This window comes from Bradyrhizobium sp. IC4060, from assembly GCF_020193715.1.
Lineage (GTDB): Bacteria > Pseudomonadota > Alphaproteobacteria > Rhizobiales > Xanthobacteraceae > Bradyrhizobium > Bradyrhizobium yuanmingense.
The window spans coordinates 828,469-841,829 of sequence record NZ_JADYVJ010000001.1 but is presented as its reverse complement, the minus strand read 5'-3'; the positions used below and the strand labels follow the sequence as shown (position 1 = coordinate 841,829).

The window sequence follows — 13,361 nt, the reverse complement described above, 5'->3', positions numbered from 1 at the left end:
TTGAGTCTTGATCCAGATATCGCGGCATTGCTCGAGATGGTGCAGGCCGGCACCGAAAGCGGCGCGCGCGTTCCGTTTCCGCAATTGACTGCTGCGCAGGCGCGGGCCGATTTCGATGCGTCCTCGCCGCTGCTCGACGTCGATCCGCCGGCGCTTGCCTACGAGCGGCGTTTGTCGCTGCCGGTGCGGGATGGCGCGATCATCGAGGCGCGGCTCTATGCGAGCGCGCAACCGAGCGAACGCACTCCCATTCCTGTTCTTCTTTACATGCACGGCGGCGGCTTCGTCGTCGGCAGCCTCGATTCGCATCAGCCATTGTGCCGCGGCCTCGCCGAGGACAGCGGTGCGGCCGTGCTCTCGGTCGGCTACAGGCTCGCACCGGAGCACAAGTTTCCGACGGCCTTCGAGGATGCAGTCGATGCGCTGACCTGGATCGGCCTCGAGGGCCGCGCGATCGGGCTCGATCCCCGCCGGGTCGCCGTCGGCGGCGACAGCGCCGGCGGAACCCTTGCCGCCGCGCTCGCGATCGAGGCGAGGACAAACACGGGCCTTCCGCAGCCGGTGCTTCAGGTTCTCGCTTATCCCGGTCTCAGCTCCCGACAGACCTCCGCATCCTACCAGCGCTACGGTACCGGCCATCTCCTGGAGCGCAGCACTGTCGATTGGTTCTTCCGGCAATATCTCCGCGACGAGTCGGATCGCGACGATTGGCGTTTTGCGCCGCTCGCATCGGATGATTTGTCGGGCCTTGCTCCCGCATGCATCGTCCTCGCCGAGTTCGATCCCCTGGTGGACGAGGGGCACGATTATGCAGCCCGCTTGGCGGCGGCCGGCGTTCCCGTCGATCTGCACGTTTATCCCGGCATGATCCATGAATTCCTGCGCATGGGAAATGTCGTGGCCGATGCCTTGCAGGCGAGAGCGACGATCGGGCGGGCGCTGGCCAAGGCCTTTCTCGCCGCTGGTGAAAAGGCGGCCTGATATGGCAATGCAGCGTGAACGAGAGTATGTGATGATCATCATCTGTCGCGGCCTCTCTGCGAGAGGCGCCTGAACGGATCCCATGAGCACGTCTATTCCAGACCATAGGCTGTCCCGCCGTGCGCTCCTCGGCGCGGGCGCGGCGATCGGAGGCACGGCCCTTGCGGGTCCATGGCCCATGGCGTTTGCCCAAACCGCTGGATCGCAATCCGGGCCCCGGGTCGCCGCGCTCGGCTGGGCCTGTGCCCAGACGATCCTGGCGCTCGGCGTCGTGCCGCTGGTGATTCCGGAGATCGAGCGCTATGGCCGGCTCGTCGTCGAGCCGCCCGTTCCGTCCGCGGTTCAGGAAATCGGTCTGCGTTCGGAGCCAAATCTCGAACTGCTGCAGAGCTTCGCGCCCGACATCATCGTCATCGATCCCAGCATTGCGGCCGCCGTCCCCCGGCTCAAGCTGATCGCGCCGGTCGAAACGTTCACGATCTTCAGACCCGGCGGGCATCCTCTCGACACGGCGCGCCATTCGACGCTGGAGCTTGCCAAACGCCTCGGGGTGCAGTCGGCGTGCGAAGCCTATTTCGCCCGTTTCGACGTCGCCATGGCCGGCTATCGTGAGCGGCTCCGGGGTCGCGGCGGCAAGCCGCTCTATCTCGTCAGCGAGATCGCGCGCAACCGCGCGCTCGTGTTCGGTCCGAACAGCCTCTATCAGGAGGTGCTCGATCAGTGCGGATTGAGGAATGCCTGGACGGGACAGAGCGGCCCATGGGGCCATACCAGTGTTGGGCTCGAAGTGCTCGCCGCGGTTCCGGACGCGCGGCTGGTGTTGATGACCTCGCGGGTCGCCGATGTCGAAGCGCTGCTGAAAGCAAGCCCTGTGCTTCAAACCCTGCCGTCTCTTCGGTCGCATCGGCTGACGGTCCTGGGTAATCAATTTTTCTATGGCGGCGTGCCGGCGGCCGAACGTTTCGCCCGCCTTCTCGCCGAACGTCTGCCGCGGGAAAGCCATGAGCAAGGTTGAGGCACTGCCGGCCCGGTCCGGCTTGGAGATGCATCCGGCGGTGCTGATCGGCTTGCTGCTGGCAGCCGCGGCCGCGCTGACCTGGCGCAACCTGTCCGGATATCTGCCCGCAGGCGCCTGGCTGCCGGTGTTGTGGCGGCCCGAGGTCACCGATCCCCAGCAGATGCTGGTGCACTACACCGTGTTTCCGCGCATCGCAGTGGCGCTGCTGGCCGGCGCAGCCCTCGGTCTTGCCGGCACGGTCTCTCAGCAGGTGTTGCGCAATCCGCTTGCGGAGCCGAGCACCATCGGCGTCCTGAACGGCGCCTATCTTGCGCTGGCCGTGACGACCCTGTGGGCGCCGTCGCTGCTGGCCTTCGGCCGCGAGTGGATTGCGCTGTGCGGCGGGTTCGCTGCGTTCCTGTGCGTGTTCGGGCTGACCTGGAAGCGTGCGCTGTCGCCCGTCGTCCTGGTGCTCGCTGGATTGATCGTCAGCTACTACTGCGCGGTGACCACCCAGGCGCTGGTGCTGCTCAACCACGAATATCTGATCGGTCTGTTCATCTGGGGCGCCGGCTTCCTCAATCAGCAGGATTGGAGCAACGTCACCTTCCTGGCGCCGCGGCTGCTGATTTCGATCGTGCTGATCGCGGCGATGGTTCGTCCGCTGACCCTGCTCGGCTTCGACGACGAGACCGCGCGCAATCTGGGCCTCGGATTGACGAGGGCCCGGGTCTTCGCGCTCGTCATCGCGATCGCGCTCAGCGCGTCGGTCGTCAGCGTGGTCGGCGTCATGGGATTTGTCGGTTTGTCCGCGCCGGCCATCGTCATGCTGTCAGGCGCGCGCCGCTTTCGCGACCGGCTGATCTGGGCGCCACTTTGCGGCGCCCTGCTGCTGTGGCTGACGGATCAGCTCGTGCTTCTGATCCCGCCCGGCTATCGCGAAATGCCGGCCGGTGCGGTGACGGCCCTGATCGGCGCGCCAATGTTGCTCGTGCTGCTGCCACGGCTGCGAGCCACCATGCCGATGGGAAACCTCACGCCATCCGCTCCGGCGCGGCTCGATCATCCCTGGCGCGTGATCCTTTTGGCCTTAGTCTTGCTGCTGCTCGCCGTCTGGATCGCGCTGGCCCTCGGCGTCGGCTCCGACGGCTGGCGCTGGAGCGGCCTGTCGGGCTTGCAGGAATTCTGGCCGTGGCGCTGGCCGCGCGTGGTGTCGGCGCTGGCCGCGGGCGCGACGCTGGCGGTCGCCGGCACGCTGCTGCAGCGGATGACCGGAAACCCGATGGCCGCGCCGGAGGTCATGGGCATCAGCTATGGCGCCGCGATGGGCGTGATCGTTCTGCTCTATCTCTTTCCCGCCCACACCCGGCTGGAGCAGATTGCAGCGGCCGGGATCGGCGCCTTCATCGTGCTGGCGCTGGTGCTGCTGTTCAGCCGGCGGTCCGAGTTCAGTCCGGAGCGCGTGCTGCTGGCAGGCGTCGCCATGAGCGCGGCATTCGGTGCGATCATTGCCATGGCGCTGGCGACAGGCGATCCCCGCATCGGCACGCTGCTGTCGCTGCTGACAGGCTCGCTCTACCAGATCGGCCCGGCCGAGGCCGCAATCCTCGCCGCCGCGGCGCTCGTTCTGCTGATCATGGTGCCAATGCTGTCCCGCTGGCTTGATATCCTGCCGCTGGGGCCTGCGACCTCGCGTTCGATCGGCATCTCGCTGACGCGGAGCCGCGTCATCATCATGCTGCTGACGGCGTTGCTGACGGCGACGGCCACGCTGATGGTTGGTCTTCTGAGCCTGGTCGGCTTCATCGCGCCGCATATGGCACGGATGATGGGGGCGCAGCGCGCGCTGCATCAGGCGGCGCTGGCCGCGTTGATCGGGGCGATCCTGATGGTGACGGCGGATTGGGCCGGACGCATGGTGATCTTCCCGTTCCAGATGCCCGCCGGCATCTTCGCCATGATGCTTGCCGGACCCTATCTCATCTGGCTGCTGCGCCCGCAGCGCGGTTGACGGCGCTCACCGCGCGAAGCTGATGAGATGGCCATGGTCCGGCGACGGCATCACGCCCATGGGGATGCCGTAGATGGTTTCGAGCTCGGCCGGCGTCATGATCTTGTCCGGTGTGCCGCGCGCGATCAGCTTCCCGGAATGCAGCGCGATGATCTCGTCGCAGAAGCGGGCGGCCATGTTGACGTCGTGGAGCACCACGACCACGCCGAGATTGCGCTCGCGGGCGAGCTGCCTGACCAGCGACAGCACTTCGATCTGATGAGCGATGTCGAGCGCCGAGGTCGGCTCGTCGAGCAGCAGGCACTCGGCATCCTGCGCAACCAGCATGGCGATCCACGCCCGCTGGCGCTCGCCGCCGGACAACGTATCGACCAGGCGATCCGCAAAGGGTTCGATATGGGTCAACGCCATGGCGTTTGCGACCTTCTCGCGGTCGATGTCACCGAACCGTCCGAGCGCGCCGTGCCAGGGATAGCGGCCGAGTGCGACCAGCTCCTTGACCAGCATGCCGGCGGCGGGCGGCGTCTGCTGCGGCAGGTAGGCGACCTTGCGGGCATAGTCCCGATCGCTCCAGGCGCGCAGTGCGCGGCCTTCGAAACGAATCGTTCCTGACGAGCTCGGCTGCTGGCGCGACAACAATTTCAGCAAGGTCGATTTGCCGGAGCCATTATGGCCGATCAGCCCGACGACGCTGCGTGCGGGAAGGGATAGCGTCAGCGGTTCGAGCAGCGCGCGCCCGGCCACGGCGAAGCCGACCTGGTCGAGCTGGAACAAGGGCGCGGGCGCTTCCAGTGAGGCCTGCGTGACGTCGGGCAAGGCGAGCGTCCTTTCGCTCGTCTGCGCGTGTTGGATCGTCATGGTTGGCGTAGGCTCCAATAGGCGACGGCCAGAAGCTGGTCACGGGAAAGCTTTCGCTCATCGCGCAGATGGTTGCGCAGGGTCTTCAGCGCCTGCGCCTCACACGCGATCCAGGCGAAGACGTCCCGATGGTGCGGCCATCGCACTGCCTTGACGGCGTCGACCAGGAGCTGCGTCGTCCCGGCTGGACGGCCCTCGCGATGCAACCAGCGGATTGCTACCCCGGCCGGGGCGACCAGCGGAACTTCCTCGCGCCGATCCGCGACCTCGATAAAGGCCTCACCCGTCGCCGTCGCCGGCAGCGTCTCCAGAATTCGCGCGATGGCGGGCAGGGCGGTTTCGTCGCCCGCCAGCAGCACCCAGCGCGCCGGACGAATGCCCCGGCCGAGCGGGCCGGCCATGCCACAGATGGCACCGGCCGTCGCGTTCACCGCGAACGTCGAGCCCGGCCCGGCATGATCATGGACCACGAAATCGATGTCGATCTCGCGGCTCTGCAAGTCGATGCGGCGGATCGTGTAATAACGGGTGACGGGCCTGCGATCGGGCTCCGGCCACAGGATACGTCCGTCGGGCGCGGGCCACGGCCATTCGGGCTTGGCGAGGCCCTCGGGCGGGAAGTACAGCCGCACGTGCAGATCGTCGTCATTCACGAAACGGGCGATATCGTCGCCCGTGAAGGTCAGCCGCCGCATGTGCGGCGTCAGGGTGATCGCGGCCTTCAGCCGCACTTCACGGAAATTAGCCAGCGTGCCGCCGTTGGATTCATGACCGGACCAAATGATGGTTGGGGCAATGTCGCCCGCGAACTCGATCACATGCGAGGCGACGACCGAGCGCAGCATTTCCAGATTGCCCTTGTCGTTGGCCTCGACGCGGATCTTGAGCGCTTCGGCCTCGACGGCGAGGGAACTGATGCCGAACGGCAGTTTCGCCACCATGAGACCGTCCCGGTCCTCGAAGGCGATGTCATGCTCGGCCAGATGATCGATCATCCGCGCGGCGAGGCCGGCGGCGTCGGGAAGCGCGATGCGGGTTTCGGAGATCAGCAAGTCCAAACTCATTCTCCACCGGCCTGTCCGATGCCAGCCTGCAAGCGCTTCAAATGTCCGGATGTCGCGGCCTGGCACGGCTCTGGATCAAAAATCCTGCTCGCTCGCCGGCTGCGATGCAAAAGCGATACTACCCGCATCATATTAAAGGCATTGCCGATCCCAAATTAGAATCCATCGAAAGAGCAGCGAAAATAACCGCTGGAGTTGCGGTGCTGCCATCATGTATTCGCATCACTTCGGCACGGCTTGTCCGGCCATATAGGTTCGCTTCAGGTCTCCTCCAGCGCGGCTCTCATCATGAACTCACGAAGCGGCCTGACGACGCAGATCCTGCAGCTCCTGCGGCCCTACTGGCCACTCGTGCTCGGCGGCAGCGTTCTCGGAGTGGTCGGCGGTGCCTCCGTCGCGGCGTTGCTCGCGGTCGTGAATCATGGGCTTTATGCCACGCAGGCCGACGTGGTAACGCTGTTTTTCGCCTTCGCTGGCCTGTGCCTTCTGATCCTGATCGGTTCCATTGGCGCCGACATCAGCGCCAATTTTGTCGGACAGCGGATCATCGCCGAGCTTCGTAAGTCGCTCGCCGCCAAAATCCTGGCTGCGCCGATCGATCAGCTCGAAATCTACCGGACGCATCGCCTGATCCCGGTTCTCACGCAGGACGTCGACACGATCAGCGATTTCGCGTTCTTCTTTTCGTCCTTTTTCGTGTCGCTCGTGATCGCGCTCGGCTGCATGGTTTACCTGGCGGTGCTGTCTTGGCAGCTTTTCCTGATCACGGGAGTCGTCATCGTGCTGGGATCGCTGGCGCATGGATATGCGAGGACGCGCGGTGTTCGCGGCTTCAGCACCGCGCGAGAGGCCGAAGATCAGCTGCACAAGCAATATCGCGCGATCGCCGAAGGTGCCAAGGAGTTGCGCCTCAATCGGGTGCGCCGTCGGCGCGTCTATGTCGAGCAGCTCCAGCAGACCGTCGACCGGATCAGCTCGGTGCAGATCAGGTCGATCAATCTGTTCGTGACGGCGCGGGCGTTCGGGACGATGCTGTTCTTCGTCGTGATCGGCGTGGCGCTGACCTTGCGACCGTTCCTGTGGCCCGACAGTCCCGCTGCGGTGTCCAGCGGGTTCGTGCTGGTGCTGCTCTTTATGCGCGGGCCTATTGACCAGGTCATCGGCATCCTGCCGGCGCTCGGTCGCGCCCAGGTCGCGATGCGCCGCATTGCGGAGCTCTCGGGGCAGTTCTCGAGCCCCGAGCACGATCTGCTGGCCAGTGCGCCCGCTGCACCCGGCAAGACCGCCATCGAATCCATCGAGCTCCGCGGCGTAACCTATGCTTTTCGCGCCGTGCCGGGCAGCGATCCCTTTGTCCTCGGGCCGGTTGATCTGTTCGTTCGGCAAGGCGACATCGTCTTCATCGTGGGGCAGAACGGCAGTGGAAAGACGACCCTGATCAAGTTGTTGCTGGGCCTTTATGCTCCGCATGGCGGCGCCGTGCTGCGCGACGGTTCGCCGGTCCTGACGGAGACACGCGACGATTACCGCCAGCTCTTCACGACCATCTTCTCCGACTATTATCTGTTTGAGGATCTCATTCGTGGAGAGGGCGTGGTTCCTGATGTGGCGGAACGCTATCTCCAGCGGCTGGAGGTCGCGCACAAGGTCTCGGTCGAGAACGGCGTGTTCACGACGACGGACCTGTCGACCGGACAGCGCAAGCGATTGGCGCTGATGAATGCATGGCTGGAGGAAAGACCCGTGCTCGTGTTTGACGAATGGGCCGCGGATCAGGATCCGGCGTTCCGGCACATCTTCTATACGGAGCTGCTGCCCGATCTGAAGCGTCTCGGAAAGACCATCATCGTGATTTCACACGATGATCGCTATTTCGGGATTGCGGATCATCTGGTGCGGCTGCGCGACGGCAAGATCGTCGCAAGCGAGGCAAGGGCCAGCAACGTCGCTGGGCCTTCCGCAGTTCCAACCGATGCGCCGCTTTAGACACAATGTAGCGAGCCGCTGGCGCCATCTGTCGCACAAATGACGGCATACGATCCCGTTTTGCGACAGGCCGTCAGATTTGTAGAGAATCTAATCTGCGTGTGCGCGCATTCCTTGTCAGCCTGTAGGCGAGTGATCTACACCACGCCTCAGCGATGATCGAGATGCGAGGGCCGGATGAACAAGGCTTCGGATTCCGGGACCGGACCTCGTGCGTTCCCGGTCGGCCCATATTCCGCTCAGACCGTTTTCCAGGAGGGCGATCGCCTTCGCGTCGTCGCCGCCGATGTGACCGCGTTGGAACTGCGTCTGCGCGAGCGCGTCGATCACCTCGATATCCTGAATGCCTCGGACGACCGCGAGGTTGCGGCACGGGCGGTGTCGGCGTCCGCCGAGGCGCTGTTTGCCTGGCGACCTGGCGCCGATCGGCTTGTTCTGGACTTCGCTGGGAGAGCGCCGCTTGCACGAGAGCTGACCGAGAGTGGTCTTGCCATCATGTCCGAGGGGCGACTGGTGCTGCTGCCCGAACTGGTGATGCAGCGGCGGGACAACTGGCTGGTCAACCCCGGGCGACCGCCATTGCCGCAACTCCACGTCATGACGGACGGCAAGCGCCATCCGCGCCGCGCCGCAAAGCCGGCGGGAAAGGTGTACGGTCGTTTCATTCCCTGGCTGTCGGAGGTCATCTCGTTTCGCGTGGCCGATCTCGAGAATGACCTCCATTTGTTGCACCGCTGGATGAACGATCCTCGCGTCGATGCATTCTGGAACGAGGCGGGCGATCTCGACAAGCATCGGCGATATCTGGCCGGCATTCTGGCCGATCCTCATATGCTGCCGTTGATCGGCTGCTTCGGCGAGCAGCCGTTCGGCTATTTCGAGCTCTATTGGGCCAAGGAAAATCGCATTGCGCCGTTCTATGATGCCGACGACTATGACCGGGGATGGCACGTGATCGTGGGCGAGGACGCTTTTCGCGGCGGTCGTTACATCAGCGCGTGGCTGCCGTCTCTGATGCACTACATGTTTCTCGAAGATTGCCGCACGCAGCGGATCGTCGGGGAGCCGGCGGCGGCGCATGCGCAGCAGCTTCGCAATCTCGAGCGCTCGGGATTCGCAAGGATCAAGAACTTCAACTTTCCCCATAAGCGCGCGACCCTGGTCATGCTGTTGCGCGAGCGCTTCTTCGGCGATCGGCTTTGGCTTCCGGCAGCCGCCGGCCCAACGGTCTCGTCTTAAAGCGCAAGCGGAGCGCGGCTTCATGTCCCATCAACTTGCGATCGAGCACGACGTCATTGGCGTCGGATTCGGGCCTTCCAATCTCGCGCTCGCCATCGCATTGGACGAATGCGCGAAGCGATCACGGCTGAAATGCACGCCGCTGTTCGTGGAGAAGCAGCCGCACTTCACCTGGCATGGCGGCATGCTGCTTCCGGGCAGCGACATGCAGATATCGTTTCTCAAAGATCTGGTCTCCTTGCGCGATCCGACCAGTCCCTTCACCTTCGTGAACTACCTGCATAAGCGCGGCCGCCTACTGGATTTCATCAACTGCCGGACGTTCTATCCGAGCAGGGTCGAGTTCAACGATTACCTGCAGTGGGTGGCGAGCCATTTCAAGTCGCAGGCCGCTTACGGCGAGACCATCGTCGCCGTCGAGCCGGTGACGGCCGGGCAGACGGTGACGTCGTTGCGGGTGCATTCGCGCTCGCTCGCCGGCGGGGAGACCGTGCGGCTGGCGCGAAATCTCGTGGTCGCGGTTGGAGGCCAGCCCTATGTTCCGCAGGTGTTTGCCAAGGCTACCGACGATCGCAGGCTGCTGCATTCCAGCCGCTATCTCGACCTGATCGAGCGCGTTGTCCCGCGCGGCCGGTCCGTGCGTGTGGCCGTCGTCGGTGGCGGACAGAGCGCGACCGAGGTAACGGTCGATCTTCATGGCCGATGTCCCGAAGCGCATATCGATCTGATCTTCCGCGGCCATGCTCTCAAGCCGTCCGACAGCAGTCCCTTCGTCAACGAGATCTTCAACCCCGACTATACGGACTTCGTCTACGCGCAGCCTGCCGAGCGGCGGGATGCGATCGTCCGCAACTTCCGGAACACCAACTACGCCGTCGTCGATGCCGACCTGCTGGACCAGCTTTATCGGCTGCTCTACCAGCAGCGCGTCGGTGGCGACACAAGGGTCATGTTGCGTCCCCGCAGCGAGATTTCCAATGTGGATGCGGGACCGGACGGCATCGAGATCGGCGTGATTGACAAGTTCCGCGGCGAAAACCGTCGTTCGACTTATGACGTTGTCGTGCTGGCGACGGGATACGACAGGGAGACGCCGCACGGGTTTCTCGAACCGATCCGCCGCTACATTCGCGATGCGGCGCTGGATCGCAACTACCGGCTCGTGATCAATCCGGCGTTCCGGCCGCAGATCCACCTCCAGGGCTATTCGGAATCCTCTCACGGTCTGAGCGACACGCTGCTTTCGGTGATTGCCGTGCGGTCGCAAGAGATTGCGGAGTCTCTGCTCTCGACAATCTCGCGCCGGGAACTCATCGCCTAGAACACGATCCGGGAGAGATCGCAGCTCCAAAAGCCTTGCGCGGATGGAGATTGAAACGCATCACGAATCGTCCCGTTCTCATTACACAATAGCCGGCGTTCTCGCGGTCACCCTGCAGGCGTGTTCCGCTGTCGCTTTGGGGTTCCCCGATCTAGAACCTGTCTAATCGAGATCAACCGCAGCGTGTACGTGTGAGACAACGCCGATTGGCTTTGCTAGAGGAGTTCTTAGAACGATCTTGGAATTTCTGAAAGTCTAGCTGGAATTGACCGTGAGGAAAGCTCTCGTTCCCAAGCAGGGGCAAAGCCTTCTCCCTGAGCGAATTGCAGGCATTCTGGTTCACAGTCCGCTTGCGGCGTTGGTTGGCAGAGAGCCCGTGACGCGCATGCACTACCTCCTCGAGATTGCGTCGCTTCACACCAAGGCCGAGCTCCTGGCGCAGCCGGGCTTGGGACGTTCAGGCATGCGTCGCATCGAGAACTGGATGGCCTTTCACGGACACCGCATGCGCGACGTGAATGAGAGTCTCGATAGCGTCATCTGCCGCTTTGCGTTCCGACGTTCTTCCGTTCGGAAAGGAAACGTTCGTTCTCTCCCCTTATCGGCGTTGCCCTCGCGTTTCACGCGGGCGGCTGGTGGCTAAGGCGGTACATGCGTGGGCGCAAAGCAGGTCGATTGTTTTCAGACGCTGTCTCACGAGCTTGAGCATTGGACCGGCGCTCCCTGTCGAAGCCAGCGAGCTCGCCCGAGTGCTCGCAGGCGAGCTACTGCTTGAGCTTGGTGTAGCGCCGCGGCGTACGCCAATCCTCGCGGCCCGCAACAAGCGAGGTAAGGACGGCCGAGTGGCGAAGCCTGATCTGATCAGGCGCAACCACGCTGCACAGATTTGCTGCATGGCGACGTGATTGGAGCAGCCTGCGCTGCAATAGCGTGCTTGATTTCGCTTTCGATCTCTCATGTTGGTTAGGGGCTATCGTGTCCACGACATGTGCACCGGGAGATCAAGGCAAATCTTCCGACGGCCCACGTGAGTGAGCATGCTCTTCGCGCGCTACTCGCTGGCAGCGGACTGGTCGCGTTCGACGTGTACGCGTTCGAGCGCGGCGCCGCGCCGTGCTGCCGCGAACCGCTTGCCGTCTGGTCTGGCGCCGGCCTTCCCCGCGCCGATTGGCTCGCAGAGCGTGCCATCGGGCCCGGCACGGTCATGAAATCCGCTATTCCCGTCGGGGGCTCGAAAGTCTATATGATCCATATGTTGTATCATCGCTTTTCCGTGGCCCCCATGATGGATTGGACCGACCGGCATTGCCGGGTGTTCCACCGTCACCTGACGCGGCGGGGATTGCTCTATACCGAGATGCTGACGACCGGCGCGATCATTCACGGCGACCGGGTGCGGCTGCTTGGGTTCGACGCGGTCGAGCACCCCGTGGCGCTTCAGCTCGGCGGATCGGATCCGCGCGAGCTCGCGGCGGCGGCACGGATCGGCGAGGACTTCGGTTATGACGAGATCAATCTCAATGTCGGCTGCCCGTCCGATCGTGTGAAGGATGGCCGTTTCGGCGCCTGTCTAATGGCCGAGCCGGAGCTGGTGGCGAGGTGCGTCGACGCGATGAAGCGCGTGGTCGCCGTTCCCGTCACGGTGAAGTGCCGCATCGGCATCGATGATCAGGATCCGGAGGTCGCGCTCGATGCGCTCGCGCGTGCGGTGGTCGCCGCGGGCAGCGATGCGTTGATCGTGCACGCCCGCAAGGCCTGGCTCAACGGCCTGTCGCCGAAGGAGAACCGCGATATCCCGCCGCTCGACTATGATCGCGTCTACCGGCTCAAGCGCGCGATGCCCGATGTGCCCGTCATCATCAATGGCGGCGTTCGGAGCATCGACGAGGCAAAGGCGCATCTTGCCCATGTCGACGGCGTGATGCTCGGCCGCGCCGCCTATCAGGAGCCGTGGCGGCTGCTCGCGGTCGACCACGAAATCTTTGGAGGGCCGGCGCCGCACGCCACCATGCAGGACGCGCTCGAGGCGATGATGCCCTACATCGAAGAGCAGCTCGCGCACGGCACGCGGCTGCACGCGATCACGCGGCATTTCGTCGGCGCATTTCATGCTGTGCCCGGCGCGCGTGCGTTCCGCCGGCATCTTGCCGAGCAGGGTGTGAAGCCCGGCGCCGGTCTCGACGTGCTGCGCGAGGCGATCACGTGCGTCGGGGCCCGCGCGCCGGCTGAGGCGGCCTAAATGAGCGGGAGCATGATCCGGAAAAGTGCGCAGCGGTTTTTCGAAAAGATCATGTTCAAACAACAGCCTAAAGCGCGAGACGATTCATCCTAATCGCATCGCGCTTTAGTCGACCGCCGTACGCGCGCGGCGGGGACTGCGCTGCTGCTCCGGATACCCTGTCAGCATCAGCGTGTCGGCGCGCACGCCCCAGCTTTCCAGCCGGTCGAGGAAGCTCATGCCGAGCAGATTGGTCTTCATCTGGCCGCGCTGCACGACGAGGGCCGGCACCGACTTCTCGACCAGCTTGCCGACGGCGAGACGGTCGAGCGTGAGCCGCGCTGCCTTGGTGTGGCCGCCTGCGGTCTCGAGATCGACGTCGTATTCAAGCATCTCGAGCGGCAGCCCGATCGCCCTTGCGGTTTCCCAGGTCAGCACCACCGACGTCGCGCCGGTATCGATCACCATCGGCGCAGTGACGCCGTTGATCTTCGCGCGCAGCGTGAATTCGCCGCCCTGGCCACGCGGGATCTGCACGGCCGGCGCCGGGGAGGCGGCTTGTGCGCGAAAAATATGCGAGACCTTGTGGCTGGCGCGCGCGATCTGGTCGGGATCGCCATAGGCGACGACGGCACCTGCCGTGCCGGCGAGCATGATCAGGACGAGCAGGAAGCGGATCATCGCGC

Annotated in this window: 10 protein-coding genes; 7 read left to right on the top strand and 3 right to left on the bottom strand. The window is 64.3% G+C overall.

From position 1 onward, the window contains the following. The 3 genes from I6F16_RS04150 (at window position 1) to fhuB (ending at window position 3,989) form a co-directional block, all read left to right on the top strand. The gene (locus I6F16_RS04150; RefSeq protein WP_036001621.1) at window positions 1-981 is read left to right on the top strand and encodes an alpha/beta hydrolase; all 981 of its coding nucleotides are present in this window, start codon (window positions 1-3) and stop codon (window positions 979-981) included. An 82-nt stretch (window positions 982-1,063) separates the two neighbouring features. Further along, window positions 1,064-1,996, top strand: coding sequence for an ABC transporter substrate-binding protein (locus I6F16_RS04145; protein WP_036001618.1), 933 nt, complete (start codon window positions 1,064-1,066; stop codon window positions 1,994-1,996). Continuing rightward, a complete protein-coding gene (gene fhuB / locus I6F16_RS04140; protein ID WP_225112784.1) occupies window positions 1,983-3,989 on the top strand; it encodes a Fe(3+)-hydroxamate ABC transporter permease FhuB in 2,007 nt (668 codons plus the stop codon). The genes I6F16_RS04145 and fhuB overlap by 14 nt, the downstream gene beginning before the upstream one ends. Before the next feature lie 6 nt (window positions 3,990-3,995). Here the strand turns inward: fhuB and I6F16_RS04135 are convergent, their stop codons facing one another. Then, window positions 3,996-4,847: an ATP-binding cassette domain-containing protein gene (locus I6F16_RS04135; protein ID WP_081494481.1), complete on the bottom strand. Its 852-nt coding sequence runs from the start codon at window positions 4,845-4,847 to the stop codon at window positions 3,996-3,998. Beyond that, the gene (locus I6F16_RS04130; RefSeq protein ID WP_225112785.1) at window positions 4,844-5,905 is read right to left on the bottom strand and encodes a siderophore-interacting protein; all 1,062 of its coding nucleotides are present in this window, start codon (window positions 5,903-5,905) and stop codon (window positions 4,844-4,846) included. The genes I6F16_RS04135 and I6F16_RS04130 overlap by 4 nt, the downstream gene beginning before the upstream one ends. 294 nt (window positions 5,906-6,199) lie before the next feature. On the opposite strand from I6F16_RS04130, the gene I6F16_RS04125 reads away from it, so the two are divergent. The 4 genes from I6F16_RS04125 (at window position 6,200) to dusA (ending at window position 12,696) form a co-directional block, all read left to right on the top strand. Further along, window positions 6,200-7,897: a cyclic peptide export ABC transporter gene (locus I6F16_RS04125; protein ID WP_225112786.1), complete on the top strand. Its 1,698-nt coding sequence runs from the start codon at window positions 6,200-6,202 to the stop codon at window positions 7,895-7,897. A gap of 177 nt (window positions 7,898-8,074) precedes the next feature. Next, window positions 8,075-9,136 (top strand): GNAT family N-acetyltransferase, encoded by a 1,062-nt coding sequence (locus I6F16_RS04120; RefSeq protein ID WP_225112787.1) that lies wholly within the window; start codon window positions 8,075-8,077, stop codon window positions 9,134-9,136. A gap of 22 nt (window positions 9,137-9,158) precedes the next feature. Further along, window positions 9,159-10,457, top strand: coding sequence for a lysine N(6)-hydroxylase/L-ornithine N(5)-oxygenase family protein (locus I6F16_RS04115; protein ID WP_036001610.1), 1,299 nt, complete (start codon window positions 9,159-9,161; stop codon window positions 10,455-10,457). Between the two features lie 1,252 nt (window positions 10,458-11,709). After that, window positions 11,710-12,696 carry a tRNA dihydrouridine(20/20a) synthase DusA gene (gene dusA / locus I6F16_RS04110; protein ID WP_225112813.1) on the top strand — a complete coding sequence of 329 codons (987 nt, stop codon included), beginning with the start codon at window positions 11,710-11,712 and terminating at the stop codon, window positions 12,694-12,696. 105 nt (window positions 12,697-12,801) lie between these two features. On the opposite strand, the gene I6F16_RS04105 is transcribed toward dusA, so the two are convergent. After that, a complete protein-coding gene (locus I6F16_RS04105; protein WP_036001607.1) occupies window positions 12,802-13,356 on the bottom strand; it encodes a TIGR02281 family clan AA aspartic protease in 555 nt (184 codons plus the stop codon). Window positions 13,357-13,361: the final 5 nt, after the last annotated feature.